We start from the raw sequence: 26702 nt of genomic DNA on the forward strand, positions 1-26702 counted from the left end.
CGGATGGTGGGTGGTGGGGCGGTTCAGCCCTGTGAGTCGGTGATGCTGCCCTCTGCGGCCAACGCCACGGCCTCGGCGGTGATTCCGAACTCGCGGTAGATCGTCTCGAAGTCGGCCGACGCCCCGTAGTGCTCGAGGGAGACGCAGCGGCCGGTGGAGCCGACCAGGTCGCGCCAGCTCATCGCGATGCCCGCCTCGACGCTCACGCGCGCCTTGACGATGGGGGGCAGCACGGTGTCGCGGTAGGACTGCTCCTGGCGGTCGAACCACTCGCGGCAGGGCATCGAGACGACCCGGGCGCGGATGCCCTTCTCGGCCAGCATCGTGCGCGCCTGCACCGCGAGCTGGACCTCGGAGCCGGAGCCCATCAGGACCACGTCGGGCGCGCCGCCCTCGGCGTCGAGCAGCACGTAGCCGCCGCGGGACACCTCGTCGGCGGGCGCGAACCCGTCGGTGCCGCGCGGGTAGGTCGGCACGTTCTGCCGGGTCAGGATCAGGCCGGCGGGGTTGCCGGTGTTCTCCAGGATCGTCTTCCAGGCCGCGACGGTCTCGTTGGCGTCCGCCGGGCGTACGACGTCCAGGCCCGGGATCGCGCGGAGGGCCGTGAGCTGCTCGACCGGCTGGTGGGTCGGGCCGTCCTCGCCGAGACCGATGGAGTCGTGGGTCCAGACGTAGGTGACCGGCAGCTGCATCAGCGCGGCGAGCCGGACGGCGCCTCGCATGTAGTCGGAGAACGTCAGGAAGGTGCCGCCGTACACGCGGGTGCCGCCGTGCAGGGCGATGCCGTTCATGATCGAGCCCATGCCGTGCTCGCGGATGCCGAAGTGCAGCACCCGGCCGTACTGGTCGCCGCTGAAGTCCTTGGTGGACAGCTCGGCGGGGATGAAGGACGGCTGGCCCTTGGGGGTGGTGTTGTTGGACTCGGCCAGGTCGGCCGAGCCGCCCCACAGCTCGGGGAGCTCGGGAGCGATCGCGGTGAGCACCTCGCCGGACGCCTTGCGGGTCGCGACGCCCTTCTCGTCGGCGGGGAAGGAGGGCAGTGCCTTCTCCCACCCGGCCGGAAGGGTGCGGGTGCGCATCCGGTCGAAGAGCTCCTTGCGCTGCCGGTAGCGGGCGGCCCAGGCGTCGAAGGACTCCTGCCACTCCGCCTCGGCCCGCTTGCCGCGCTCGATGGCGCCGCGGGTGTGGGCGATGACGTCGTCGGGGACCTCGAAGGTCTGCTCGGGGTCGAAGCCCATAATCTTCTTGGTGGCCGCCACCTCGGCCTCGCCGAGCGCGGACCCGTGCGACTTGCCGGTGCCCTGGGCGTTCGGGGCCGGCCAGGCGATGACGGTCTTGAGCGCGATGAAGCTCGGGCGGTCGGTGACCCGGCGGGACTTCTCGAGCGCGTCCCACAGCTCCTGGACGTTCTCCTCGTAGCGGGTGCCGCCGTTGGTCCAGTCGATGCGGTGCACGTCCCAGCCGTAGGCAGCGTAGCGCGCGGCCACGTCCTCGGTGAACGCGATGTCGGTGTCGCCCTCGATGGAGATGTCGTTGTCGTCGTAGATCAGCGTCAGGTTGCCGAGCTGCTGGGTGCCGGCGATCGAGGAGGCCTCGGCCGACACGCCCTCCTCCAGGTCCCCGTCGCTGCAGATCGCGTAGATGTGGTGGTCGAAGGGGCTCTCGCCCGCGGGGGCCTCGGGGTCGAGGAGGCCGCGCTCGCGGCGGGCCGCCATCGCCATGCCGACCGCGTTGCCGACGCCCTGGCCCAGCGGGCCGGTCGTGGTCTCGACGCCGGCCGTGTGGCCGTGCTCGGGGTGGCCCGGGGTCTTGGAGCCCCAGGTGCGCAGCGCCTTCAGGTCGTCGAGCTCGAGGCCGAAGCCGGCGAGGTAGAGCTCGGTGTACAGCGTGATGCTGCTGTGCCCGGCCGAGAGGACGAACCGGTCGCGCCCGACCCAGTCGGGGTTGGCGGGGTTGTGCCGCATCGCCTTCTGGAAAAGCGTGTAGGCGACCGGCGCGAGGGCCATCGCCGTGCCGGGGTGGCCGTTGCCCACCTTCTGCACCGCGTCCATCGCGAGCACGCGTGCGGTGTCCACCGCGCGCTTGTCCAGGTCAGTCCAATCGAGCTTGGTCACGAGCGGGTCCTCTCAGAACACGGGGTGGTTCAACCGGACCCGAGCCTACTCAGCCCGGGTGAGCAGTGGCACACCGTCCCACCGTCGCCCGATGCCGGCCCCGAGGGCACGGCGCACTAGACTCACCGGTGCCCGTCGGGCGTTGCCGTAAACGCGTGCCGACGGAGCCGTTGCCAGAGTCTCCGACCAGCAGAGGTTCCTCTTGACCGCCGTCGACCCCCAGGTGTCCGCGCCTCCACGGACCGACGGCCCGACCTCTGTGCGCGACGTGCTCGGTGCCTACGTCGGGCTGATGAAGCCCCGGATCATCGAGCTGCTGCTGCTCACCACGGTGCCGGTGATGTTCCTGGCGCAGCGCGGCGTGCCGCCCCTGGGCCTGGTGGTCGCCACCGTCCTCGGCGGCACCCTGTCGGCCGGCAGCGCCAACGCGCTGAACTGCGTGTACGACGCGGACATCGACCAGCGGATGCGCCGGACCCGGCGGCGTGCCCTGCCCCGGCACATGGTCAGCACCCGGGCCGCCCTCGTCTTCGGCCTCGCGCTCGGCGTGGTCTCCACGCTGTGGCTCGGGCTGCTCGTGAACTGGCTCTCGGCCGGCCTGGCGCTCGCCGCCAACGTCTTCTACGTGGTCGGCTACACGATGATCCTCAAGCGGCGCACCACCCAGAACATCGTCTGGGGCGGTGCCGCGGGCTGCTTCCCGGCGCTGATCGGCTGGACCGCCGTGACGAACCAGCTGGCGTGGGCGCCGGTCGTGCTGTTCATGGTGGTGTTCTTCTGGACCCCGCCGCACTTCTGGGCGCTGGCGATCCGCTACCGCGAGGACTACGCCGCGGCCGACGTGCCGATGCTGCCGGTCAAGGCCGGGGCCAAGGTGGTCGCGAAGCAGATCGTGGCGTACTCCTACGTGATGGTCGCGACCTCCCTGCTGCTCTGGCCGGTCGCGGGCACGGGCTGGTTCTACCCGGTGGTCGCGGCCGTCCTGGGTGCCGCGTTCCTGGTCGAGTCGCACCTGCTGCTGCTCCGCTCGCGGGACACCGACGACGTCGTGGCCCTCAAGCCGATGCGGTTGTTCCACTGGTCGAACATGTACCTCTCCCTGCTGTTCGTGGCGGTCGCGCTCGACCCCCTGCTGCTGCGCTGATGCGACTGCCCGCACGATGAGCCCGACCCGCGCGGAGCTGGAGTCGGCGCGCGACCGGCTGCTGCCGGACGTGGTCGGCCCGGGCCTGCGGGTGCTGTTCAGCGGGATCAACCCGGGGCTGCTGTCGGCGTGGACCGGGCTGCACTTCGCCCGGCCGGGCAACCGGTTCTGGCAGGCGCTGCACGCGTCCGGGTTCACCCCGCGGCTGTTCCGCCCCGACGAGCAGCAGGAGCTGCTGACCCTCGGGCTGGGCATCACGAACGTCGCCCCGCGGGCCACGGCGCGCGCCGACGAGCTGGGCCGGGACGAGGTGGTCGCCGGGGGAGCGGTCCTGCGCGCGAAGGTCCTGGCGCTCGAGCCGCAGTGGCTGGCCGTGGTCGGCGTGACCGCCTACCGCACCGCGTTCGCGGACCGGAAGGCGGTCGTGGGACCCCAGGAGGGCACAGTGGGCGGCACCCGGGTGTGGGTGCTCCCGAACCCCAGCGGGCTCAACGCGCACCACACGGCACAGTCGCTGGGCGAGGAGTTCGCGCGGCTCCGGAGCCGTCTGCTGCCGTGGTCCCCCCGTAGGGCCGAACATGGGCATTTCTAGCCATGTCACGACCGGGGGGCCGGTGTGACGATGGGTCTCTCTTCCCGGAGTAGAACGTAGCGGTCGCAGGGGGTTCTCCATGCAGCTAGGTCAGCAGGGCCATGCCCACAGACGGCTCGCGGTCGTCGGCACGGCGGTCGCCTGCGCCTCCGTCATCGTCGGCACCGCCGCCGCCTGGCCGGACGCCGGCCGCGACCCCGGTGCGGCGCCTCGGGCGAGCGCGGCCGGGTGCACGGCCACCGTGCTGCCCACGCTCGGCGGCCGGGGCGGCACGGTCGTGGCGACCAGCGGCAACGGCCTCTCGGTCGGGATCGCCCAGGACCGCACCGGCCAGGCGCGGGCGCTGCTCTGGCGCCAGGGCCGCCCGGTCCGGCTGGGCGTCCGTCTCGACGCGGCGATGCCCACCGGGGTGAACCGCCAGGGGGTCGTGGTGGGCACCGGCTTCGACCAGGCCCGCCAGCAGCTGGTGGGCTGGTGGTGGTCCGCCGGAAGGGTGCACCTGCTGCCCGTGCGCCACGGGGACGTGGCGATGCCCGAGGCCATCGACGACCGCGGCCGCGTCGTGGGCGCCCTGGTCGCCGACGAGGACCACGCCGACGGCCCCGGGGCCGATGAGGACGAGCGGGCGGCGTTCTGGCCGCGGGTGACCTCCCTCCCGCGTGAGCTGCCGCCGCTGCCCGGTGACAGCGCCGCGCACGCCGCGGCGATCGCCGCGGACGGCACGGTGGGCGGGGTCTCCGTCGGCGAGGGCGGACGACCCGTCCTGTGGAAGGCGGGACGGGCGACCGGACTGCCCGGGCTGCGCGGCTCCTACGGCCAGGTCCGCGGCTTCGACGGCGTGGGCCGTCCGGTCGGCGACGCCCAGGGCTCCGGCGGGATGCACGCGGTGGTCTGGGCCCGCGCCGGGCAGCCCCGCGACCTCGGCACGCTGGCCGGCGGTCGGCACAGCGTGGCGATGTCCGGCGCGTCCGGTGACCCGGTGGGCTCCAGCGCCGACCCCGCTCCGGGCGGCGGCTCCTACGACGCTCCGGTGGTGTTCCGCGGCGGCCGGGCCCAGGGCCTGCCGCTGCCACGCGCCGGGGGCACCCGCGCGGTGGCCGGCACCGCCATCGACGCGGTCACCGTCGGCCGCACGCTCCGGGCCGTGGGCTACTCCGCCGACGCCGTCGGCACCCGACGCCCGACCGTCTGGAGGTGCGTCCGATGACGGCGCGGCGCCGGCGGCTCGAGGCGGTCCTGATCGTCCTCGCCCTCGCCCTGGTCCTGGCCTCCGCCGGTGCGCTGCTGCGCACCACCGACACCGCCTCCGCGGCGGCGCCGGTCTCCCTCGGCTTCGCCGGTGACACCGGCGGGAACAGCACCACCACCAAGGTCGTCGACGCGGCCCGCACCGCCGGCGTCGACACGTTCGTGAACCTCGGCGACATGTCCTACTCGCAGGTGACGCCCGAGTCCGCCTGGTGCAACCTGATCAGCGCGCACACCGGGACGATGCGCTACCAGCTCACCGTCGGCAACCACGAGGACCAGGACGGCCCCGACGGGATCTGGTCGAACTTCGCCTCCTGCCTGCCGGACCGGACCGCGGCGAGCGGGTCCTACCCCCGGCAGTACTACTCCGACTTCCCGCAGTCCCAGCCGCTGGTCCGCACGATCGTGGTGTCCCCGAAGCTCATCTTCAACGAGGGCAGCAGCTACTGGTCCTACAAGCCGGGCACGCAGGGCTACACGTTCGTGTCGTCGGCCATCGACAGCGCCCGGGCGGCCGGCATCCCGTTCGTCGTCGTCGCGATGCACATGTACTGCCTGTCCCTGGTGGACTTCCCCTGCGCGGCGAGCCCGGACCTGATGAACCTGCTGTTCCAGAAGAAGGTCGACGTCTACCTGCAGGCCCACGACCATGGCTACGCGCGGTCCAAGCAGCTCGCGCTGAGCTCCTCGTGCACGTCCATCAAGGTCGGCGCCTTCAACCCCGCCTGCGTCGCGGACGCGAGCCCCACGTCGTCGTACGCCAGCGGCAGGGGGACCGTGCTGGCCACGGTCGGCTCCGGCGGCCGCTCGCTGAACAAGGAGAACCCCAACAAGATCGAGGGGCCCTACTTCCAGAGCTACATGGGCACCAACAACAACCCGACCTACGGGTTCCTGAAGCTGGACGTCTCGAGCACGGCGCTCACCGGCACCTTCGTGCGGGCCTCGGGCGGCAGCTACAGCGACCAGTTCACGATCACCCGTTCGGGGGCCACCGCGACCAGCACGGCGACCGCGACCAGCACGGCGACCGCGACGTCGACCGCGACCGCCACCCAGACAGCGACCCAGACGGCCTCCAGCACCGCGACCAGCACCGCGACCGGCGGGCCCGCCCAGACGCTGCTCCCGGTGGCCGACTCGTGGACCGGCAGCGACCTGCCCACGACCACGCACGGCTCCGAGACGGCGCTGTACGTGGACGGGTCGCCGGTGAAGACGACGTACCTGAAGTACGACCTCTCCGCGCTCGCCGGCCGCACCGTCGTGGGGGCGGCGCTCAGCTTCACCACCACGACCGGCACGTCGAGCGGCTCCCCGGACACCACGTCCGTGCGCTCGGTCGCGGACACCTCGTGGACGGAGGCCGCGCTGACCTACACCAACCGCCCCGCCGTGGGTGCGGCGCTCGGTTCGGTCAGCGGGACCGCTCCGAACACGACGTACACCGTGCAGATCCCGCCGAGCCTCGTCCAGGGCTCGCTGGGCCGGCAGATGTCGCTGGCGCTGGACAGCCCCGGTGGGGACGCGTTCTACATCAACTCACGGGAGTCGGCCGGCGCACCGGCGAAGCTGGTCCTGACGCTGCAGTGACCCGCTCGCGGACGCTGACCAGCAGCCAGGTCATCGCCGCCGAGAGCAGCGAGGCACCGAGCAGGTGCACCGCGACCAGCACGACGGGCAGGTCGGTGAAGTACTGCACGAAGCCCACCAGGCCCTGCGCGAGCTCGACGACGAGGAGCACGGTCGCGGCCCTGCGGACGGCCGCGGGGGCGTCCGCGCTCCGCAGCACCAGCACCGCGGCGACCGTCAGACCGACCAGCAGGAACACCAGGTCGGTGTGCAGCTGGGTCAGCGAGCGCGGGTCGAGGCCGTTGCGCGGGGCGTGCACGTCGCCGGCGTGCGGGCCGCTGCCGGTCACCACGGTGCCGACGTACAGCACCGCCCAGCCGGTGACGAAGACCGCCCGGGTCAGCCAGACCACGCCGGAGGGCACCAGCGGCAGGGCCGGGCCGTCGCCCTCGTCGAGCCGGCGGATCAGCACCACCGAGAGCCCGACCATCGCCAGGGACACCAGCAGGTGGAACGACACGATCCAGGGGTTCAGGTCGGTCAGCACGGTGATGCCGCCGATGACCGCCTGCGCGGGCACCCCGAGGGCCAGCAGGAACGCCAGCCTCCGGACCGCGCGGCGACCGTAGCGCCAGGCGATCACCAGGGTCGCGATCGCCACCGCGGCCACCACGAAGGTGAGCATCCGGTTGCCGAACTCGATCGCGCTGTGGATGCCGAGCGCCCGGTGCGGCACGAACGACCGGTCCGTGCAGCGCGGCCAGGTGGGGCAGCCCAGCCCGGAGCCGGTCAGCCGCACGACGCCGCCGGTGACGACGATCAGCACGTTCACCACCAGCGACGCCACGGCCGCCGGTCGCATCCATCGGGTCACGGTCACTCCCACGTGAAGGTCCTCGCGGTCAGGGCGGTGCCGACGGCGGTCCAGCCGGCCAGCACGAGCAGGGGTACGACGGGGAAGCCGGCGTCGAGGAACGCGGTCCGCATGCCGGCGCCGAGGGCCCCCGACGGCAGCAGCGAGAGCACGCCCGCGGCGGGACCGTAGGAGGTCGCGGGGAACACGACGGCACCGCCGGCCATCAGCAGCAGGTAGACCAGGTTGGCCGCCGCCAGGGTGGCCTCGGCCCGCAGCGCGCCGGCGACGAACAGGCCGAGGGAGGCGAACGCCGCGGTGCCGAGCAGCGTGCAGGCCAGTGCCCCGAGCAACCCGGCGAAGGACACCGCCGGCGACCAGCCGAGCAGCGCGGCCGCCCCGCCGATGACCACGAACTGGAGCACCTCGACGACGAGCAGCGCGCCGATCTTGCCGGCGAGCAGGCCGGACCGGGGGAGCGGTGAGGAGCCGAGCCGCTTGAGCACCCCGTAGCGGCGCTCGAAGCCGGTCGCGATGGCCAGCGAGGTGAAGCTCGTCGACATCACCGCGAGCGCCAGGATGCCGGGCGTCAGCGTGTCCACCGGGCTGTGGGAGAAGGTCAGGTCGAAGTGCTTGGCCGCGGAGATCCCGCCGACCAGCACGATCAGCGGGATGACCACCGCGAGCAGCAGCTGCTCGCCGTTGCGCAGGATCAGCCGGGTCTCCATCCGGGCCTGCGCGAGCACCATCCGCGGCAGCGGGGCGGCGCCCGGCATGGGGGCGAAGGTCATACGGCCAGCTCTCGTCCGGTGATCTGCAGGAAGACGTCCTCGAGGGTGCGCTGGCCGAGCGTCATCGACTCGGGCAGCACGCCGTGCTCCTCGCACCACGCGGACACCTTGGCCAGCGTGCTGGCGTCGGCGGGCCCGGTGATCAGCAGGCTCTGCGCGGTGATCGTCGCGACGTCGGTGCCCGGCCCGAGCGTGGCCTGCAGCGAGGCCGGGGCGGCGGGCGGGAACGGCTCGGTGACCACCAGGCGGATGGTGCTGGTGCCCGCGCGGGTCAGCTCGCCGGGGCTGCCGGAGGCGATCAGCCGGCCGCGGTCGATGACGTGCACCTGGTCGGCGAGCCGCTCGGCCTCGTCCATGTAGTGGGTGGTCAGCACGATCGTCACGCCGTCGGCACGCAGCTCGGCCAGCAGGTCCCAGGTGTCGCGGCGGGCCTGCGGGTCCATGCCGGCGGTGGGCTCGTCGACGAAGACCAGCTCCGGCCGCCCGACGACCGCCATCGCGAGCGCGAGCCGCTGCTGCTGGCCACCGGACAGCCGCCGGTACGCCGTGCGTCCGCACGACCCCAGGCCGAGCCGGTCGACCAGCATCGGCACCGGCAGCGGGTGCGCGTGCAGGCTGGCGATGTGCTCGAGCATCTCCACGGCCCGTACCCCGGACCAGGCGCCGCCGTTCTGCAGCATCACCCCGATCCGGGGGAGCAGCTCGCGGCGCTGCGCCTGCGGGTCGAGCCCGAGCACCCGGACCCGGCCGTGCTGGGGCTTGCGGTAGCCCTCGCAGGTCTCCAGGGTGGTGGTCTTCCCGGCCCCGTTGGGCCCCAGGACGGCGGTGATGCTGCCGGTCGCCACGCTCAGGCTCAGCCCGTCGACGGCCGTCTTGGCGCCGTACGCCATCCGCAGGTCCTCGACGACCACCGCGGACTCGGGGCGCGGTTCGACGGCGGAGCGGGGGGGCGGTCACGTCCTCAGTCTAGGAACCCGGGTCGGGTGCTCCGGCGAGCGCCCCGGGCAGGTAAGGGGATCCTTATTTGAAACTGCCGCACCAATAACGACACAATGATGTTGTGGAAATCCACGAGGCAGTCGACTCCCCCACCCGCGAGCGGGTGGCCCGGACGTTGCTCGAGCTCGGCCCCAGCACGGCGGCCGTTCTCGCGGAGCGTCTGGAGCTGACCCCTGCCGCCATCCGTCGCCACCTCGACCAGATGCTGGCCGAGGGTGCGATCGAGGCCCGCGAGCCGCGGGTCTACGGCGCCCGGGGCCGGGGCCGGCCGGCCAAGGTCTTCGCGATCACCGACGCGGGCCGCGACCGGTTCGACCAGCAGTACGACGACCTCGCCGTCCAGGCGCTGCGGTTCCTGGAGGAGACCGGCGGGGACGCGGCCGTGCTGGAGTTCGCCCGTCGCCGGGTCGCCGGCATCGAGACGCACTACGACGCCATCGTCGCGGGGGAGCCCGGCATCGCGCCCTCCCAGGCGCTGGCCCGGGCGCTCACCCAGGGTGGCTACGCTGCATCGGTCCGTCAGGGGCCGGTCGGCGAGCAGCTCTGCCAGCAGCACTGCCCGGTCTCCCACGTGGCCCACGAGTTCCCCCAGCTCTGCGAGGCCGAGACCGAGGTCATCTCCAAGGTCCTCGGCCGGCACGTCCAGCGGCTGGCCACGATCGCCCACGGCGACGGGGTGTGCACCACCTGCATCCCTGCCGCCAGAACCACGTCACCGTCGCACCAGTCACAGGCACAGGAGAGGTTGACTTCATGACCACCATCGACCAGCGCAACCCCGAGCTCGAGGGCATCGGGCGCTACGAGTTCGGTTGGTCCGACTCCGACACCGCCGGCGCCACCGCCCAGCGCGGCCTCAGCGAGGACGTGGTGCGCAACATCTCGAACCTCAAGAGCGAGCCGCAGTGGATGCTCGACATGCGTCTGAAGGGCCTCAAGCTCTTCCACCGCAAGCCGATGCCCACCTGGGGCGGCGAGCTCGAGACGATCGACTTCGACAACATCAAGTACTTCGTCCGCTCGACCGAGAAGCAGGCGGCGACCTGGGACGACCTCCCCGCGGACATCAAGAACACCTACGACAAGCTCGGCATCCCCGAGGCGGAGAAGCAGCGTCTGGTCTCCGGTGTCGCCGCGCAGTACGAGTCCGAGGTCGTCTACCACCAGATCCGCGAGGACCTGGAGGAGCAGGGCGTGATCTTCGTCGACACCGACACCGCGCTGCGCGAGCACGAGGAGATCTTCAAGGAGTACTTCGGCACCGTCATCCCGACCGGTGACAACAAGTTCTCCGCGCTGAACACCTCGGTCTGGTCCGGCGGCTCGTTCATCTACGTCCCCAAGGGCGTGCACGTGGACATCCCGCTGCAGGCCTACTTCCGGATCAACACCGAGAACATGGGCCAGTTCGAGCGCACGCTGATCATCGTCGACGAGGACGCCTACGTGCACTACGTCGAGGGCTGCACGGCGCCGATCTACAGCTCGGACTCGCTGCACTCCGCGGTCGTCGAGATCATCGTGAAGAAGGGCGGCCGCTGCCGCTACACGACGATCCAGAACTGGTCGAACAACGTCTACAACCTGGTGACCAAGCGCGCGACCTGCGAGGCCGGCGCCACCATGGAGTGGGTCGACGGCAACATCGGCTCCAAGCTGACGATGAAGTACCCCGCCGTCTACCTGATGGGCGAGCACGCCCGGGGCGAGACGCTGTCCATCGCCTTCGCCGGCGAGGGCCAGCACCAGGACGCGGGCGCCAAGATGGTGCACGCGGCCCCGCACACCTCGAGCTCGATCATCTCCAAGTCCGTGGCGCGCGGCGGCGGTCGCACGTCGTACCGCGGGCTCGTCCAGGTCAACGAGGGCGCCCACCACTCCGCGAGCATCGTGAAGTGCGACGCGCTGCTGGTCGACCAGATCAGCCGCTCGGACACCTACCCCTACGTCGACGTCCGCGAGGACGACGTGTCGATGGCCCACGAGGCGACCGTCTCGAAGGTCTCCGACGACCAGCTCTTCTACCTGATGAGCCGGGGCATGGAGGAGGACGAGGCGATGGCGATGATCGTCCGCGGCTTCGTGGAGCCGATCGCCAAGGAGCTCCCGATGGAGTACGCCCTCGAGCTCAACCGGCTCATCGAGCTGCAGATGGAAGGCGCGGTCGGCTGACCTGCCCACCCCGTCCGACCTCCCCGAACCCGAAAGCGAAGTAGTGACTGTTACCGAGAGCCCTGCCGTCGCAGGCGCGGTGGAGACGACCACCAAGCTGGCGTCCCACCTGCACCCTGTCGCGTCCTTCGACCTCGACGACCACCCGATGCCCACCGGCCGCGAGGAGGTCTGGCGCTTCACGCCGCTCAAGCGGCTGCGCGGCGCGCTGGACGACGTCGCGGGCGACACCGACGCGGTGACCTACGACGTCACCGGCGCCGAGGGCCTGCACGTCGGCACGCTGGCCCCGGGGAGGCCCCCCGGGGCAGCGCCCTGGTGCCGGGTGACCGGGCGGCGGCCGTCGCCTCGAAGAACACCGAGAAGGCGCTGCACGTGAAGGTGCCGGCCGACACGGTGGTCGACGAGCCCGTGCACGTGGTGGTCACCGGTGCCGCGGACCTGCGCAGCAACGCGCACCACGTCCTCGAGGTCGGCACCCACGCCAACGTCACGTTCGTGCTGGAGCACCGCGGGTCCGGCATCCACGCCGGCAACCTCGAGGTGATCGTCGGGGACGGCGCCAACGTCTCGGTGATCAGCATCCAGGACTGGGACGACGACGCCGTGCACGTCGGCCAGCACGAGGCCCTCGTCGGCCGGGCTGCGACGTACCGGCACGTGTGCATCTCCTTCGGTGGCGACACCGTCCGGCTGAACTCCACCGTCCGGTACGACGGACCGGGTGGCGAGGCCGAGATGCTCGGCCTGTACTTCGCCGACGCCGGCCAGCACCTCGAGCACCGGCTGTTCGTCGACCACAACGCGCCCAAGACGCGCAGCAACGTCGACTACAAGGGCGCGCTGCAGGGCGAGGGCGCGCACGCCGTGTGGATCGGCGACGTGCTGATCCGCAAGGTCGCCGAGGGCATCGAGACCTACGAGTCCAACCGCAACCTGGTGCTCACCGACGGCTGCCGCGCCGACTCGGTCCCGAACCTCGAGATCGAGACCGGCGAGATCGAGGGCGCGGGCCACGCGTCCACGACCGGCCGCTTCGACGACGCGCAGCTGTTCTACCTGCAGGCGCGCGGGATCCCCGAGGAGGAGGCCCGCCGGCTGGTGGTGCACGGTTTCTTCGCCGACATCATCCGCAAGATCGGCGTCCCGAACATCGAGGAGAAGCTGCTCGCGACCGTCGAGGCCGAGCTGGAGAAGAACGTCACCAAGCAGGTGGGCGGGGCGGCGTCATGACGTTCACCCGCGCCTGCGGCGTCTCCGACGTGGCGCCCGGCACGGCCCTCGCGGTCGACGTCGACGGCACCGACGTGGCGCTCGTGCACGAGGGCGACGACTGGTACGCCGTCGCCGACGAGTGCTCGCACGCCGCGATCCCGCTCTCCGAGGGCGAGGTCGAGGGCTGCGAGATCGAGTGCTGGCTGCACGGCTCGCGCTTCGACCTCCGCACCGGCAAGCCCAGCGGCCCGCCCGCCACCGAGCCGGTCGTGGTCTACGCCGTGCAGGTCGACGGCGACGACGTCCTGGTCGACGTCACCACCCCGATCAACCACTGACTTTCGAAGCAACGGAACTGAGGGAACAACAGATGGCAACGCTGGATATCCGCGACCTGCACGTCACCGTCGAGACCGAGGACGGCCCCAAGGAGATCCTCAAGGGGGTCGACCTGGTGATCCGCGAGGGCGAGACGCACGCGATCATGGGCCCCAACGGCTCGGGCAAGTCCACCCTGGCCTACTCGATCGCCGGCCACCCGAAGTACACCGTCACCGGTGGCTCGGTCACCCTCGACGGCGTGGACGTCCTCGCGATGTCCGTCGACGAGCGCGCCCGCGCCGGGCTGTTCCTGGCGATGCAGTACCCCGTCGAGGTCCCCGGCGTCTCGGTGTCGAACTTCCTGCGCACCGCGAAGACCGCCATCGACGGCGAGGCCCCCAAGCTCCGCACCTGGGTCAAGGACGTCAACGCCGCCATGGGCGCGATGAAGATGGACCCCACGTTCGCGACCCGCTCGGTCAACGAGGGCTTCTCCGGCGGCGAGAAGAAGCGCCACGAGATCCTCCAGCTCGAGCTGCTCGACCCCAAGGTCGCGGTGCTCGACGAGACCGACTCCGGCCTCGACATCGACGCGCTGAAGATCGTCTCCGAGGGCGTCAACCGCTACAAGGAGAAGGGCGACAAGGGGGTCCTGCTGATCACGCACTACACGCGGATCCTGCGCTACATCAAGCCCGACTTCGTGCACGTCTTCGTCGACGGCAGGATCGCCGAGGAGGGCGGGTCCGAGCTGGCCGACCGTCTCGAGGCCGAGGGCTACGACCGCTTCCACGACGACGAACGCCTGAGCCCGCCCCTCTGACGGAAGGAAGCCGACCATGACGGTCGACACCGCGCACCTGCCCGGTCTGCTGGACGGGCTCGACCTGATCCGGGCCGACTTCCCGATCCTGTCGCGCACGATGGCCGACGGGCACCCGCTCGTCTACCTGGACAGCGCGAACACCTCGCAGAAGCCGCAGGTGGTCGTCGACGCCATGGTCGACCACCTCGAGCGGCACAACGCGAACGTCGCGCGCGCCATGCACCAGTTGGGCGCCGAGTCGACCGCCGGGTTCGAGGGGGGCCGCGACAAGGTCGCCGCCTTCCTCAACGCTCCGTCGCGCGACGAGGTGGTCTTCACCAAGAACGCCTCCGAGGCGATCAACCTGGTGGCCAACACCCTTGCCTGGGCCGAGGGCCCGCTGGCGGTCGGCCCCGGGGACGAGGTGCTGATCACCGAGATGGAGCACCACTCCAACATCGTCCCGTGGCAGCTGCTCACCGAGCGCAAGGGCGCGAGGCTGCGCTGGTTCGGGCTGACCGACGACGGTCGGCTGGACCTCTCGAACATCGACGAGCTGATCAACGAGCGCACCAAGGTGGTCTCGCTGACCTGGGTCTCGAACATGCTCGGCACCGTCAACCCGGTCGCGGAGATCACCCGCCGCGCCCACGAGGTGGGTGCCCTGGTGCTGGTCGACGCCGCGCAGGCGGTGCCGCAGATGCCCGTCGACGTGCAGGCGGTGGACGTGGACTTCCTGGTCTTCACCGGCCACAAGGTCACCGGCCCGACCGGCATCGGCGTGCTGTGGGGACGCCGGTCCGTGCTCGAGCAGCTGCCCCCGTTCCTCGGCGGCGGCGAGATGATCGCCACCGTGACGATGGAGCGGTCGACGTACGCCGGGATCCCGCACCGATTCGAGGCCGGCACCCCGCCGATCGTCGAGGCCGTGGGTCTCGGGGCGGCCGTCGACTACCTCGCCGCGATCGGGATGGACCACGTCCGGGCCCACGAGGAGGCGATCACCCGCTACGCCCTCGAGGGGCTGGCGACGGTCTCCGGGCTGACCGTGCTCGGGCCGCAGGACGCCGCGCTGCGCGGCGGTGCGATCTCCTTCGAGATCGACGGAGTGCACCCGCACGACGTGAGCCAGGTGCTCGACAGCCTGGGGATCGCCGTCCGCGCCGGGCACCACTGCGCGAAGCCCGCGCACAAGCGGTACGGCGTGCAGAGCTCGACCCGGATGTCGTCGTACCTCTACACGACCCCGGCCGAAATAGACGCGCTCGTCGAGGGGTTGGAGTACACCAAGACGTACTTCAAGGTGGCCTGACATGGATCTCGACGCGCTCTACCAGGAGATCATCCTGGACCACTACAAGAACCCGCACCATCGCGGTCTGCGCGACCCCTACGAGGCCGAGGTGCACCACGTGAACCCGACCTGCGGGGACGAGATCACCTTGCGGGTGCACCTGTCCGGCACCGGCGACGACACGGTCATCGCGGACGTGTCCTACGACGCGGAGGGCTGCTCGATCAGCCAGGCCGCGACCTCGGTGATGACCGACCTCGTGATCGGCAAGCCGCTCGACCAGGCGCTGTCGGTGCACGAGAGCTTCCTGACCCTGATGCAGGGACGCGGCGGGGTCGAGCCCGACGAGGAGGTGCTGGAGGACGCGATCGCGTTCGCCGGCGTCGCCAAGTTCCCGGCCCGGATCAAGTGCGCCCTGCTGTCCTGGATGGCCTGGAAGGACGCGACGTCCCAGATCGTCGCAGGCACCCAGACCGAATCGAAGGAGATGTCATGACCGACACCGCTCACACGCCCGACCACAGCGACCTGCCCGAGGTGGACACCTCCGGCTCGACCATGACTGTCTCCAAGGACGACGTCGTCGAGGCCATGAAGGACGTCGTCGACCCCGAGCTCGGGATCAACGTCGTCGACCTGGGTCTCGTCTACGACGTGCACCTCGACGAGGGCACCAACGTGGTGCTGGACATGACGCTGACGTCCGCGGCCTGCCCGCTGACCGACGTCATCCAGGACCAGACCAACCAGGCCCTCGAGGGTCTCGTCAACGACGTGACGATCAACTGGGTCTGGATGCCGCCGTGGGGCCCCGACAAGATCACCGAGGACGGCCGCGAGATGCTGCGCGCCCTCGGCTTCAACGTCTGAGGCTCACTCCGGGCCCCGGTCGGCGATCGCCGCGAGGCTCTGCGCGATCGACACCAGGGCGAGGGCCTGCACCGCGTCCCACGTGCCCGGCTTCAGCGTGGCGGCGACCTCGGCGGCCTGGTCCGCGAACTCCTGTGCGCTCATGCGTGAAGGCTAGGTTGTCCGCGTGACCACCGCCCGCACCGTGCTCGTCCCGGCCGGTCGCGTGGTGCGCTGGTTCGAGAACTTCGGCACCCGGCACGGCGCCACCTCGGCGGTGGTGTCGTCCGGGTGCCTGTCCGTCTCCGCGGCCGACGGCGCCACCGCCGTCGCCGCGCTGCCCTTCGGCGCCCGGTACGACGGACCCGCCGACGCCACCGCGTTCGCGCACGCCGTGGACGCCCCGGCCCGGTGGGGCGTGCTGCTGGTGCGCAAGGGCGGCTTCGCCGTCGCGACCGTCTCCGGCCTGGCCGTCGCCGAGTCCAAGGTGGGGCAGCGGCACGTGCAGGGCCGCACCAAGGCCGGCGGACAGAGCCAGCAGCGGTTCGCCCGGAGGCGCGACAACCAGGCGCGCCAGGCCTACGAGGCAGCCGCCGACCACGCGGCCCGGATCCTCACCGGGCGGCTGACCGCTCTGGCGTGCGGGGGAGACCGGTCCGCCGTCGACGCCGTCCTCTCCGACCCGCGGCTGGTGCACCTGGTCGACGTACGGGTGGAGCCGTGGCTGCCCGTCCCGGACCCCCGCCGGTCCGTGCTCGACCGGGCGGTCCTCGACGCTGCCTCCGTCTCCGTCGAGGTCACCTGAGGGCGGGTCCCGGTCGACCGCCGCATGGCACCGCCCGCGCTCCCATGCGGGCTACAGACAACCGGGTGCTCCGGGTGGAGCATGGAGGGTACAAGTTGGCCCGGACCTCGCCGACGTCGCAGACGTTGGAACGAGAGGTACCCGTGAGCCTCGACTCCCGCCCCGCAGCCGAAGTCTCCTCACGCCGGCCGGTGGTGCCGATCGTCCGTCAACGACAGCGGCCGTCCTCGTCCGCCCGGAGCTACCAGTGGGGCTGCTGGCGGGTGGTCGAGGCGGTCGGCGACCTCGACCTCGCGGTGGTGCCGCTGCTGCGCGGCCTAGTCGTGGGCGCGCCGCCGCACGTGGTCTTCGACCTGCGCTGCGTGACCTTCCTCGACGCGGGCGTGCTCGGCATCTTCGTGGCCACCCGTGCGCACCAGGGCCAGGCGCACGGTGCCGTCCGCATCGCGACCCCCTCCCCGATGGTGCGCAGGCTGCTCGCGATCACCGGGCTCGAGCTGGTCCTGCCGTCGTTCGAGTCGCTGGCGGGCGCCGCCGCCGGTCACGAGTCCTGCTAGCGCGTTCCACCCGGCGGGTCTCCCGGAGCGGCACCGTCCCGCTCAGTCGTCGAGGCCGCGCGCGGACAGCGCCTCGCCGAGGGCGTCCGCGTGCCGCAGCGACCGGACGATCAGCGGGACCGCGAACGCCCGCGGGCTCGCGGTCAGGCCCCGGGCCCGCTGCGCGTCCCGGACCCCCTCGGCGAGGCTGACGACCACGGGGACGCAGCGGATCCCCAGCGCGATCAGCAGCCCGATCCGCTCCGGGTCGACGCGGAGGACCCGCAGCGGCCCGCAGGCGAACACCACGGCGTCCACCAGCTCGGTGGTCCGCGTCGTCAGCGTGACCAGGGCGGCGAGCAGGACCAGCACGGCCAGCACCCCGACGACCACGACGGCCCGCTCCCAGCCGTTGACCACCACGTGGAACCCGGCGGTGACCAGTCCGATCCACAGCAGCGGGCGGAGCTGGCTGCCCACGGTGCGCAGCGACAGCCCGGCGACGACGTACGCCGCGAGCACGACCGCGAGCGCGACGGGGACCTGCCAGGCGTGGTGCAGGAACACCGACCCGACGCCGGCGGCGATCATCACCAGCAGCTTGAGCCCGGCCCGGGCCCGGTGCAGGGGCGAGGTCCCGGGCACGTACAGCCCCAGCGGGCTCACGCCATCAGCTTCCGGTAGAACGCCACCGCCGAGGCGGGGGAGTCGTCGCAGACCACCCGTCCGCCGTCGAACACCAGCACCCGGTCGAAGCCGTCCAGCAGGTCGAGGTGGTGGGTGACCAGCAGCACCTGCTGCGGCAGGGCGGCGACCACCCGGCTGATCATCGTGGCGTTGCGGAGGTCGAGCAGCGTCGTCGGCTCGTCCATCACGAGCACGTCCGGCTCGGTGACCAGCACCGACGCCAGCGCGAGCAGCTGCTTCTGGCCGCCGGAGAGCAGGTGGGCGGGGTGGTCGGCGTGCCCGGCCAGCCCGTACGACGCCAGCGCGGCGTCCACGCGCGCCCGGACCTCGGGCTTGGACAGTCCACGGCGGCGCAGCCCGAACGCCACGTCCTCCGCCACCGTCGGCATCACGATCTGGGCGTCGGGGTCGGTGAAGCAGAAGCCGACCCGGCGGCGCACCTCGCGGCCCTGGGTGCGGGTGTCGAGCCCGTCGACGGTGACCGTGCCCGCGCTGGGCAGGACCAGCCCGTTGACCGTCCGGGCGAACGTCGACTTGCCGGACCCGTTCGCGCCCACCACGCCGACCCGCGGCTCGGAGATCCGCAGGTCCACGTCGGCCAGCACGGTCCGCGCCCCGGTGTGCTCGCCGTAGCGGTGGGTGACGCCGCGCGCCTCGATCACCGGCATCGCTCGACCACCATCGCGACACCCTGGCCGCCGCCGACCGCGATCGCCGCGAGCCCGTAGCGGCCCCGCCCGGCCCGGACCAGCTGCGAGAAGAGCCGGACGAGCAGCACCGCCCCGGACGCGCCCCAGGGGTGCCCGAGCGCGAGTGCCCCGCCCTCGACGCAGACCCGCGACGGGTCCAGGCACAGCGCGTCGCAGCAGGCGAGGACCTGCCCGGCGAACGCCTCGTTCAGCTCGACCACGTCGAGGTCGCCGACCCGGAGGCCGGCCAGGTCCAGCGCCTGCTCGGCGGCGGGGACCAGGCCCAGGCCCGGGAGGTTCGGGTCGACGCCGGCGGTCGCGGTGGCCAGCACCCGCAGCCCGGGGACGCCGAGCCGGCGGTGGGTGTCCGCGTCGACGACCGTGACCGCGGCCGCTCCGTCGTTGACGCCGCACGAGCTGCCGGCGGTGACCGTGCCGCCCTCGACGGCCGGGCGGAACGCGGGCCGGAGCCGCGCCAGCCGGTCGACGGTCAGGCCGGTCCGGGGCCGCTCGTCGCGACGTACGTCCCCGACGGGCACCACCTCGTCGTCGAAGCCGCCCGCGTCGCGGGTGGCGGCGGCCAGCGCGTGCGAGCGGGCGGCGTACGCGTCCTGCCGCTCCCGCGACACCCCGGCCTTCTCCGCGAGGACGTCGGCGGCGAAGCCCATGTCGGGGTCGCCCAGCGAGGCCGGCGCGAAGGCCGCGCGCTCCGGCCGGGTCGACGTGGACGCGGACTCCACGCCGCCGGCCAGCACGACGCCCCCCCGAGGACCGGACGAGCGCGCAGGCCACGTCGACGGCCGCGAGACCGGAGCCGCACTGCCGGTCGACCGTCAGCCCCGGTACGTCGACCGGGAGACCCGCGGCCAGCGCGGCGACGCGCGCGACGTCGCCGCCGGGGCCGGTGCAGTTGCCGAGCACCACGTCGCGGACCGGCTCGTCGAGACCGGCGGCCAGCGCCCGGAGCACCGGTGCCGCGAGGTCGGCCGCCGGCACGGACGCCAGGGCACCGCCGGCGGTGCCGATCGGGGTGCGCAGCGCGGCGACGATGACGGGGCTCACGCGCTGAACCTAGACCAGCCGGGTGGCGCGCTCGTCGGCGCCGGACACCAGTGAGACCAGGGCCGCACGGTCGACCTTGCCGGCCGGGGTGAGCGGCAGGTCGGCGACGTGGAACCAGACGCGGGGCCGGTGCGCCCCGGCGAGGGCCCGGCGAGCCTCGGCGAGCAGGGGACCGTGGTCGCCGGGAGAGGTCAGCACGACCGCGAGGACGGCCCCGAGGTCCTCGTGGGGCAGCCCGACCACGACGACCTCTCCGGTCGCCGCCGCCCGCAGCACCGGCTCGACCGCGGACAGCGGCACCGTCGCACCGCCGGTGGTCACCGCGTCGGGACGGCCGAGCACGACCAGGCGGCCGTCGGCCAGCAGGCCGTGGTCACCGACGGTGGCGAACCCGTCCGCGTCGCGGCGCAACGGCCCGGGGGACCCGGCGTACCCGTCGCAGACGAACGGCGACCGCACCCAGATCTCCCCGTCGCGGACCTGGACCCGCACGCCCGGGAACGGCCGCAGGTCCTCGGCGTGCGCGCCCCAGGCGACGAAGGAGAGCTCGGCGGCGCCGTAGTAGTGGTGCACGGTGGCGCCGGCCGCCACGGCGCGGTCGTGCAGCCCGGGGGAGAGCCGGTCACCGGCGACCACCACGGTCACCCCGGCCAGCGCCGGTCCGAGGACCCTCGCCAGGTCACCGGGGGTGAGGTGGGCGTGCGTCGCCTGCGCGAGGTCGTCCACGAGCCGCGCCCCGGTGACCGTCGCGTGCACCGCCGCGAACAGGTTCATCGTCGCGGCCAGCGGCCCCGGCACCCAGACCCGGGATCCGGCGCCGAGCCCGGCCAGCCGGGAGACGGCGTCGAAGGAGGAGACCCAGGAGTCCGTGGTGCGCACCACGGCGCGGGCCGACCCGGAGGTCCCGGAGGTGCCCAGGCGGACGGGTACCCGCGCCGCGTGCGCGGCCAGGAAGTCCGCGACCTCAGACAGGCGTGCGCTCCGCGTGCCGGCGGGCGGGCGCGCCGAGCAGGCCCGGGTAGGCCGCGTGCACGCCGCGCGCGACGAGCGCCGCGACCACGACCTTGACCAGGTCGCCGGGCAGGAAGATCCAGGTGGAGACGGCCGCGGCCTGCACCGAGATGCCGGCGACCAGCGCGATCCCGGCGATGCCCAGCGCGTAGAGCACCACGACGCCGCCGAGCAGGTTGGCCACGATCCCCCAGGGCAGCCGGTACGTCGACCCGCCGCGCTCGGTCAGCCAGCCCACCACGAACGCGGCCACCGGCCAGCCCACCAGGAACCCCACCGACGGCGTCGCGAACACGCCTAGACCACCGCGTCCGCCGGCGAGCAGCGGCAGCCCGACCGCGACCAGCACCAGCAGCAGCACCAGCGACGCGGAGCCGCGGCGCGCGCCCAGCACGGCGCCGGCGAGGATCACGCCCAGCGACTGCGCCGTGATCGGCACCGTGAAGCCGGGCGGGGTGAGCGCGGGGACGAGACCCAGGGCGGCGACGACGCCGGCGAAGGTCGCGACCAGCGCGAGGTCACGGGAGGTCGAGCGGGGAGCGGTCACGGCCGGGAGTCTACTCAGAGCGTGCGGGCCGAGAACGTGTCGCACGCCTCGAGGGTGCCCTTGCTCAGCCCGGTGCTGAACCAGCGCATCCGGGACTCCGCCGAGCCGTGCGTCCAGGAGTCCGGGTCCACCCGCCCGGACGTCTTGCGCTGGATCCGGTCGTCGCCCACCGCGGCGGCCGCGTCGAGAGCCCGGTTGATGTCGTCCTGGGTGAGGTCGAGGATGTACGGCTCGCCGCCCGAGTCGTCGGCGGTCGTCGCGTACTTCGTCCAGATGCCCGCGTAGCAGTCGGCCTGCAGCTCGAGCCGCACCGCGTCGCTGTTCCGGCCCTGCTGGGTGCGCACCTTGGCCATCGTGCCGAGCAGGTCCTGGACGTGGTGGCCGTACTCGTGGGCGAGGACGTAGGCCTGGGAGAACGGCCCGCCCTTGGCGCCGAGCTGCCCCTCGAGCATGTCCTTGAAGAAGGTGGTGTCGAGGTAGACGTGCTTGTCGGTCGGGCAGTAGAACGGCCCCACGTCGGCGGTCGCGTTGCCGCAGCCGGTGCCGAGGCCGCCGCTGAAGATCGTGGTCGTCGCGTCGGTGTAGCGCGGCCCGCCCTGCTGGGGCAGTGCCTCGGCCCAGAACGCCTGGATCGAGTTCACGTCGGCGACCAGCGCGCAGTCGGGGTCCTGGTTGGCGTCGGTGCCGGTCCGGCACTGGTCGAGCGAGGTGCTGCCGGTCGCCCCCGGGTCGGTGGAGCCGGTCGAGCCGCCTCCGCCGCCGAGCTGGCTCTGCACCAGGAAGATGATGACCAGCACCACCAGGCCGCCGATGCCGCCACCGACCTTGAGGCCGCCGCCGCCCCCGCCCATCGGGAATCCGCCGCCACCGCCGCCGCTGCTGCTGCCGCGGCGGTTGTCGACCTGGCTCCGGTCGAGCCGGGCCTTGGGGTTGTAGCGCATGCCACTGCCTTCCGTTCGGTGGCGGCACTGTACCCGCGTAGACTGGACCCATGAGGTGCGCCACCGACTGAGTCCGGACGTCGCTCCATGTCCGTTTCCTGATCTACAGCTCGTCGAGGTTCGCTTCCCATGATCACCGCTCATCATCTCGAGGTCCGCGCGGGCGCACGCCTGCTCATGGACGACGTCTCCTTCCGCGTCGCCGCCGGCGACAAGGTCGGTCTGGTCGGCCGCAACGGCGCCGGCAAGACCACCCTGACCAAGATCCTGGCCGGCGACGCGCTGCCCGCCTCTGGCACGGTCACCCGCGCCGGGAGCGTCGGCTACCTCCCGCAGGACCCGCGCACCGGTGACCCGGAGGTGCTCGCGCTGCACCGCATCCTGGCCGCGCGCGGTCTCGACGACGTCGTACGACGCCTGCGCGAGTCCGAGGTGGAGATGGCCTCCGACGACCCGGAGGTCCGGGACCGCGGGATGCGCCGCTACGAGAAGGCCGACGCCGCGCTGCACGCGGGCGGCGGCTACTCCGCCGAGGCCGAGGCCCGGCAGATCTGCTCCAGCCTCAACATCGAGGACCGGATCCTCGAGCAGCCGCTGCGGACCCTGTCCGGCGGGCAGCGGCGCCGCGTCGAGCTGGCCCGGATCCTGTTCTCCGGCGCCGAGACGCTGCTGCTCGACGAGCCCACCAACCACCTCGACGCCGACTCGATCGGCTGGCTGCGCGACTTCCTCAAGTCCTTCAAGGGCGGGCTGATCGTGATCAGCCACGACGTGGAGCTGCTCGACGCCTGCGTCAACAAGGTCCTGCACCTCGACGCGAACCGGGCCGAGATCGACCTGTACAACATGGGCTGGTCGACGTACCTCGCCCAGCGCGAGACCGACGAGAAGCGTCGCAAGCGCGAGCGGATGAACGCCGAGAACAAGGCGAACACGCTGACCGACCAGGCGAACAAGATGCGCGCCAAGGCCACCAAGGCCAAGGCCGCCCAGTCGATGCTCAAGCGGGCCGAGAAGATGATGGAGGGCCTCGAGGGCGAGCGTCGCGCGGACCGGGTGGCCAAGATCAAGTTCCCCGCCCCGGCGCCCTGCGGCAAGACCCCGCTCACTGCGGCCGAGCTGTCCAAGTCCTACGGCTCGCTGGAGGTCTTCACCGACGTCGACCTGGCGATCGACAAGGGCAGCCGGGTGGTCATCCTCGGCCTCAACGGCGCGGGCAAGACGACGCTGCTGCGGATCCTGGGCGGCGTCGACCGCCCGGACACCGGCGAGGTGAAGCCGGGCCACGGCCTCAAGCTCGGGTACTACGCCCAGGAGCACGAGACCCTGGACACCGGCCTGACCGTGCTGGAGAACATGCGGCACGCCGCTCCGCAGCTGACCGACACGGAGTCGCGCAGCGTGCTGGGCTCGTTCCTGTTCAGCGGCGACGACGCGACCAAGCCGGCCGGCGTGCTGTCCGGCGGGGAGAAGACCCGGCTCGCGCTCGCGATCCTGGTGGTCTCCAGCGCCAACGTGCTGCTGCTCGACGAGCCCACCAACAACCTGGACCCGGCCTCCCGCGAGGAGGTGCTCGGCGCGATCCGCTCCTACCAGGGCGCGATCATCCTGGTGACCCACGACGAGGGTGCCGTCGCCGCGCTCGAGCCCGACCGGGTGCTGATCCTGCCCGACGGGGTCGAGGACCACTGGAACGCCGACTACGCGGACCTGATCTCGCTCGCCTAGAGTGCGCCGCATGGAGAGCAGCGGGTTCGACCCTGAGGTCCTGGAGCGCGGCGGGCTGACGTTCGAGGAGAACGGCCTGGTCGCCACCATCACCCTGAACCGTCCGGCGACGAAGAACTCCCAGACGCCCGCCACCTGGCACGCGCTGCGGATCATCGGCTCGTCGCTCTCGCCCGGGGTCCGGGTGGTCGTGGTGCAGGGCGCGGGGGGACTCGTTCTCCTCGGGCCTGGACCGGCGGATGCTCAGCCCCGACGGGCTGCACGGCGAGACCTCGGTGCTGCAGATGCTGGACATGCCCGACGGGGAGATGGCCGAGAGCATCGCCACCTGGCAGGAGGGCTTCACCTGGCTGCGCCGGCCGGAGATCATCAGCATCGCCGCCGTCCGGGGCGCGGCGGTCGGTGCCGGCTTCCAGCTCGCGCTGGCCTGCGACCTGCGGGTGGTCACCGAGGACGCCCGGTTCTCGATGCGCGAGCCGATCCTCGGGCTGGTCCCGGACCTGACGGGAACAAAACCCCTCGTCGACCTTGTTGGCTACTCGCGAGCCCTGGAGATCTGTGCCACCACCCGGTGGGTCACCGCGGACGAGGCACGCGACATCGGGCTGGTGACGGCTGTCGTGGCCTCCGACGAGCTCGACGGAGCCGTCGCCGACCTGGCGGCCGCGTTGACCGCCCCGATCTACGGAGCGGTCACCGAGACCAAGGCTCTGCTGCAGAGCGCGTCGCGGCTCGATCTCGAGGAGCAACGGCTGGCCGAGCGTGAAGCACAGGTGCGCCGGTTCCGTGAGCTCGCGTCCCTGATGGGCGAATGACCCGACCGCACGAGCGGACGGAGACGGAGGTGGGCAGATGTCGATGGGTTCCGGCATGGGACCGGTGTGGCGGCACATGCGCACCGACCGCAGCATCGCCGAGCAGAAGCTCGGCAGCAACACGGTCCGGCGGGTGCTGGGCTTCGCCCGGCCGCACCGCCGCACGATCGGGTTCTTCCTGCTCCTCACGGTCTTCGACGCCGCCCTCGTGGTGGTCACCCCGCTGCTGGTCAAGAGGATCGTCGACGACGGGATCCTGAAGCAGGACAGCCGGCTGGTGGTCCTGCTCGCGCTCGCCGCCGCCGGTGTCGCGGTCGTCGACGCGGCGCTGGGGCTGGCGATGGGCTGGCTGTCCTCCCGGATCGGGGAGGGGCTGATCTTCGACCTCCGCACCTCGGTCTTCGCGCACGTCCAGCGGATGTCGCTGGCGTTCTTCACCCGCACCCAGACCGGCGCGCTGGTCTCCCGGCTCAACAACGACGTGATCGGCGCCCAGCGTGCGTTCACCTCCACGCTCTCCAGCACGGTCTCGAACCTGATCAGCCTGGTCGTGGTCGGCGTCGTGATGCTGGCCCTGTCCTGGCAGGTCACGTTGCTCTGCCTGGCGACGTTCCCGATCCTGCTGGTCGCCTCGCGCTGGGTCGGCCGCCGGCTCGCCGGGCTGACCCGCGAGCAGATGCAGGGCAACGCCGACCTCGGCAACTCGATGACCGAGCGGTTCAACGTGGGCGGCGCGATGCTGCTCAAGCTGTTCGGCCGCCGCGACGAGGAGGACGCCGCGTTCGGCGTCAAGGCCGGGCTGGTCCGTGACCTCGGCATCCGGATCACGGTCATCACCCGGGTCTTCGCGGCCACCCTGATGCTGATCCCGGCCCTCGCCACCGCGCTGGTGTACGGCGTCGGCGGCGTCCTCGTGATCCAGCAGACGCTGACCGTCGGCACCCTGCTCGCCCTGGCCACCCTGCTGCTGCGGCTGCTCGGTCCGCTGCAGGGGCTCTCCAACGTCCGCATCGACGTGATGACCGCCCTGGTCAGCTTCGAGCGCGTCTTCGAGGTGCTCGACCTGCCCTCGATGATCGACGAGCACCCCGACGCCGTCGAGCTCTCCCACGTCGCCGGCCGGGTCGAGTTCGAGCACGTCGCGTTCCGCTACCCGCGCGCCGACGAGGTGTCGCTGGCCAGCCTCGAGACGGTGGCCCGCGCCGAGTCCCGGGACACCGGCCTGGTCCTCAAGGACGTCACCTTCACCGCCGAGCCCGGTCAGATGGTCGCCCTGGTCGGCCCCTCCGGCGCCGGCAAGACCACCATGACGCACCTCGTCGCGCGGCTGTACGACGTGACCGCGGGCGCCGTACGCGTGGACGGGCACGACGTCCGCGAGGTCACCCTCCAGTCGCTGGAGGACGCCGTCGGCTACGTCACCCAGGACGCCCACATGTTCCACGACACCATCCGCGCCAACCTGCAGTACGCCCGCCCGGGTGCCACCGACGAGGAGATCTGGGACAGTCTCGACGCCGCCCAGATCGGCGTGCTGGTCCGCAGCCTGCCCGACGGTCTCGACACCGTCGTGGGGGACCGCGGCTACCGGCTCTCCGGCGGCGAGCGCCAGCGGCTCGCGATCGCCCGGCTGCTGCTCAAGGCACCGTCGATCGTGGTCCTCGACGAGGCGACCGCGCACCTCGACTCCGAGTCCGAGGTCGCCGTGCAGCGGGCCCTGGACCGGGCGCTCGTGGGCCGCACGTCCCTGGTCATCGCGCACCGGCTCTCCACGGTCCGCAACGCCGACCTGATCCTGGTCGTGGACGACGGCCGGGTCGTGCAGTCCGGCACCCACGCCAGCCTGCTGTCCGACGGCGGCCTGTACGCCGCGCTCTACGAGACCCAGTTCGCGGTCCGCTCGGCCTGA

Annotated in this window: 27 protein-coding genes and 2 pseudogenes; 17 read left to right on the forward strand and 12 right to left on the reverse strand. The window is 72.2% G+C overall.

What is annotated here, in order from left to right:
• Positions 1 to 23 precede the first annotated feature (23 nt).
• Complete coding sequence (tkt, locus tag KRR39_RS07465) at positions 24 to 2114, reverse strand: transketolase (protein ID WP_216941425.1); 2091 nt, start codon at positions 2112 to 2114, stop codon at positions 24 to 26.
• Between the two features lie 202 nt (positions 2115 to 2316).
• On the opposite strand from tkt, the gene KRR39_RS07470 reads away from it, so the two are divergent.
• The 4 genes from KRR39_RS07470 to KRR39_RS07485 all read left to right on the forward strand — a co-directional run bounded on the left by KRR39_RS07470 (position 2317) and on the right by KRR39_RS07485 (position 6694).
• A complete protein-coding gene (locus KRR39_RS07470) occupies positions 2317 to 3258 on the forward strand; it encodes a heme o synthase (RefSeq protein WP_216941426.1) in 942 nt (313 codons plus the stop codon).
• 16 nt (positions 3259 to 3274) lie between these two features.
• Positions 3275 to 3850, forward strand: a complete 576-nt coding sequence (gene mug, locus KRR39_RS07475; protein WP_216941427.1) for a G/U mismatch-specific DNA glycosylase — start codon at positions 3275 to 3277, stop codon at positions 3848 to 3850.
• A gap of 79 nt (positions 3851 to 3929) precedes the next feature.
• Positions 3930 to 5057, forward strand: coding sequence for a hypothetical protein (locus KRR39_RS07480; RefSeq protein WP_216941428.1), 1128 nt, complete (start codon positions 3930 to 3932; stop codon positions 5055 to 5057).
• On the forward strand, positions 5054 to 6694 hold the full coding sequence (locus KRR39_RS07485; RefSeq protein WP_216941429.1) for a CBM96 family carbohydrate-binding protein: 1641 nt from the start codon (positions 5054 to 5056) through the stop codon (positions 6692 to 6694). The genes KRR39_RS07480 and KRR39_RS07485 overlap by 4 nt, the downstream gene beginning before the upstream one ends.
• Here the strand turns inward: KRR39_RS07485 and KRR39_RS07490 are convergent.
• Genes KRR39_RS07490 through KRR39_RS07500 form a run of 3 tightly spaced genes read right to left on the reverse strand, consistent with a single transcriptional unit; the run spans position 6639 to position 9228 of the window.
• The gene (locus KRR39_RS07490) at positions 6639 to 7547 is read right to left on the reverse strand and encodes a COX15/CtaA family protein (RefSeq protein ID WP_254185582.1); all 909 of its coding nucleotides are present in this window, start codon (positions 7545 to 7547) and stop codon (positions 6639 to 6641) included. The two genes, KRR39_RS07485 and KRR39_RS07490, sit on opposite strands and share 56 nt — an antisense overlap.
• 2 nt (positions 7548 to 7549) lie before the next feature.
• Positions 7550 to 8317 carry an ABC transporter permease gene (locus tag KRR39_RS07495; protein ID WP_254185583.1) on the reverse strand — a complete coding sequence of 256 codons (768 nt, stop codon included), beginning with the start codon at positions 8315 to 8317 and terminating at the stop codon, positions 7550 to 7552.
• Complete coding sequence (locus KRR39_RS07500; RefSeq protein ID WP_254185584.1) at positions 8314 to 9228, reverse strand: ABC transporter ATP-binding protein; 915 nt, start codon at positions 9226 to 9228, stop codon at positions 8314 to 8316. The genes KRR39_RS07495 and KRR39_RS07500 overlap by 4 nt, the downstream gene beginning before the upstream one ends.
• Positions 9229 to 9377: 149 nt before the next feature.
• On the opposite strand from KRR39_RS07500, the gene KRR39_RS07505 reads away from it, so the two are divergent.
• The 8 genes and pseudogenes from KRR39_RS07505 (at position 9378) to KRR39_RS07540 (ending at position 15993) form a co-directional block, all read left to right on the forward strand.
• A complete protein-coding gene (locus KRR39_RS07505; protein WP_216941430.1) occupies positions 9378 to 10073 on the forward strand; it encodes a helix-turn-helix transcriptional regulator in 696 nt (231 codons plus the stop codon).
• Positions 10070 to 11488: a Fe-S cluster assembly protein SufB gene (sufB, locus tag KRR39_RS07510; protein WP_216941431.1), complete on the forward strand. Its 1419-nt coding sequence runs from the start codon at positions 10070 to 10072 to the stop codon at positions 11486 to 11488. The genes KRR39_RS07505 and sufB overlap by 4 nt, the downstream gene beginning before the upstream one ends.
• A 148-nt stretch (positions 11489 to 11636) precedes the next feature.
• Positions 11637 to 12721: pseudogene (sufD, locus tag KRR39_RS07515) on the forward strand (Fe-S cluster assembly protein SufD).
• The gene (locus tag KRR39_RS07520; protein ID WP_216941432.1) at positions 12718 to 13041 is read left to right on the forward strand and encodes a non-heme iron oxygenase ferredoxin subunit; all 324 of its coding nucleotides are present in this window, start codon (positions 12718 to 12720) and stop codon (positions 13039 to 13041) included. Before sufD ends, KRR39_RS07520 begins: the two are co-directional and overlap by 4 nt.
• A 32-nt stretch (positions 13042 to 13073) precedes the next feature.
• The gene (gene sufC, locus KRR39_RS07525) at positions 13074 to 13847 is read left to right on the forward strand and encodes a Fe-S cluster assembly ATPase SufC (protein WP_216941433.1); all 774 of its coding nucleotides are present in this window, start codon (positions 13074 to 13076) and stop codon (positions 13845 to 13847) included.
• A 16-nt stretch (positions 13848 to 13863) separates the two neighbouring features.
• Positions 13864 to 15141 (forward strand): cysteine desulfurase, encoded by a 1278-nt coding sequence (locus tag KRR39_RS07530; protein WP_216941434.1) that lies wholly within the window; start codon positions 13864 to 13866, stop codon positions 15139 to 15141.
• Position 15142: 1 nt separating this feature from the next.
• On the forward strand, positions 15143 to 15619 hold the full coding sequence (sufU, locus tag KRR39_RS07535; RefSeq protein ID WP_216941435.1) for a Fe-S cluster assembly sulfur transfer protein SufU: 477 nt from the start codon (positions 15143 to 15145) through the stop codon (positions 15617 to 15619).
• Positions 15620 to 15681: 62 nt separating this feature from the next.
• Positions 15682 to 15993, forward strand: a complete 312-nt coding sequence (locus KRR39_RS07540; RefSeq protein WP_254185701.1) for a metal-sulfur cluster assembly factor — start codon at positions 15682 to 15684, stop codon at positions 15991 to 15993.
• Between the two features lie 3 nt (positions 15994 to 15996).
• Here the strand turns inward: KRR39_RS07540 and KRR39_RS07545 are convergent, their stop codons facing one another.
• Positions 15997 to 16137 carry a hypothetical protein gene (locus KRR39_RS07545; RefSeq protein WP_216941437.1) on the reverse strand — a complete coding sequence of 47 codons (141 nt, stop codon included), beginning with the start codon at positions 16135 to 16137 and terminating at the stop codon, positions 15997 to 15999.
• 22 nt (positions 16138 to 16159) lie between these two features.
• On the opposite strand from KRR39_RS07545, the gene KRR39_RS07550 reads away from it, so the two are divergent.
• A complete protein-coding gene (locus KRR39_RS07550) occupies positions 16160 to 16777 on the forward strand; it encodes an acVLRF1 family peptidyl-tRNA hydrolase (RefSeq protein ID WP_254185585.1) in 618 nt (205 codons plus the stop codon).
• A gap of 143 nt (positions 16778 to 16920) precedes the next feature.
• Entirely contained in the window at positions 16921 to 17334 is a 414-nt protein-coding gene (locus KRR39_RS07555) for an STAS domain-containing protein (protein WP_216941438.1), read from the forward strand.
• A gap of 42 nt (positions 17335 to 17376) precedes the next feature.
• Here the strand turns inward: KRR39_RS07555 and KRR39_RS07560 are convergent, their stop codons facing one another.
• The 7 genes and pseudogenes from KRR39_RS07560 to ypfJ form a co-directional block, all read right to left on the reverse strand.
• Positions 17377 to 17979 carry an energy-coupling factor transporter transmembrane component T family protein gene (locus KRR39_RS07560; protein ID WP_216941439.1) on the reverse strand — a complete coding sequence of 201 codons (603 nt, stop codon included), beginning with the start codon at positions 17977 to 17979 and terminating at the stop codon, positions 17377 to 17379.
• Positions 17976 to 18668: an energy-coupling factor ABC transporter ATP-binding protein gene (locus KRR39_RS07565; protein WP_216941440.1), complete on the reverse strand. Its 693-nt coding sequence runs from the start codon at positions 18666 to 18668 to the stop codon at positions 17976 to 17978. Before KRR39_RS07565 ends, KRR39_RS07560 begins: the two co-directional genes overlap by 4 nt.
• Complete coding sequence (locus KRR39_RS07570; RefSeq protein WP_367303715.1) at positions 18659 to 19444, reverse strand: thiolase family protein; 786 nt, start codon at positions 19442 to 19444, stop codon at positions 18659 to 18661. Before KRR39_RS07570 ends, KRR39_RS07565 begins: the two co-directional genes overlap by 10 nt.
• Positions 19445 to 19517: 73 nt before the next feature.
• Positions 19518 to 19751 (reverse strand): annotated as a pseudogene (locus KRR39_RS24510) (thiolase family protein); the annotation flags it as partial.
• A gap of 9 nt (positions 19752 to 19760) precedes the next feature.
• Complete coding sequence (locus KRR39_RS07575) at positions 19761 to 20723, reverse strand: AMP-binding protein (protein ID WP_367303731.1); 963 nt, start codon at positions 20721 to 20723, stop codon at positions 19761 to 19763.
• Complete coding sequence (locus KRR39_RS07580) at positions 20716 to 21309, reverse strand: biotin transporter BioY (protein WP_216941442.1); 594 nt, start codon at positions 21307 to 21309, stop codon at positions 20716 to 20718. Before KRR39_RS07580 ends, KRR39_RS07575 begins: the two co-directional genes overlap by 8 nt.
• 14 nt (positions 21310 to 21323) lie before the next feature.
• Positions 21324 to 22250, reverse strand: coding sequence for a KPN_02809 family neutral zinc metallopeptidase (gene ypfJ / locus KRR39_RS07585; protein ID WP_216941443.1), 927 nt, complete (start codon positions 22248 to 22250; stop codon positions 21324 to 21326).
• Between the two features lie 129 nt (positions 22251 to 22379).
• Between ypfJ and KRR39_RS07590 the strand changes: the two genes are divergently transcribed.
• The 3 genes from KRR39_RS07590 to KRR39_RS07600 all read left to right on the forward strand — a co-directional run bounded on the left by KRR39_RS07590 (position 22380) and on the right by KRR39_RS07600 (position 26702).
• On the forward strand, positions 22380 to 23978 hold the full coding sequence (locus KRR39_RS07590) for an ABC-F family ATP-binding cassette domain-containing protein (protein WP_216941444.1): 1599 nt from the start codon (positions 22380 to 22382) through the stop codon (positions 23976 to 23978).
• A gap of 239 nt (positions 23979 to 24217) precedes the next feature.
• Positions 24218 to 24793 (forward strand): enoyl-CoA hydratase/isomerase family protein, encoded by a 576-nt coding sequence (locus KRR39_RS07595; protein ID WP_254185587.1) that lies wholly within the window; start codon positions 24218 to 24220, stop codon positions 24791 to 24793.
• A gap of 37 nt (positions 24794 to 24830) precedes the next feature.
• On the forward strand, positions 24831 to 26702 hold the full coding sequence (locus tag KRR39_RS07600) for an ABC transporter ATP-binding protein (protein ID WP_216941445.1): 1872 nt from the start codon (positions 24831 to 24833) through the stop codon (positions 26700 to 26702).

Origin of the sequence: Nocardioides panacis, from assembly GCF_019039255.1 — a bacterium.
In the GTDB taxonomy this organism is placed as follows: domain Bacteria; phylum Actinomycetota; class Actinomycetes; order Propionibacteriales; family Nocardioidaceae; genus Nocardioides_B; species Nocardioides_B panacis.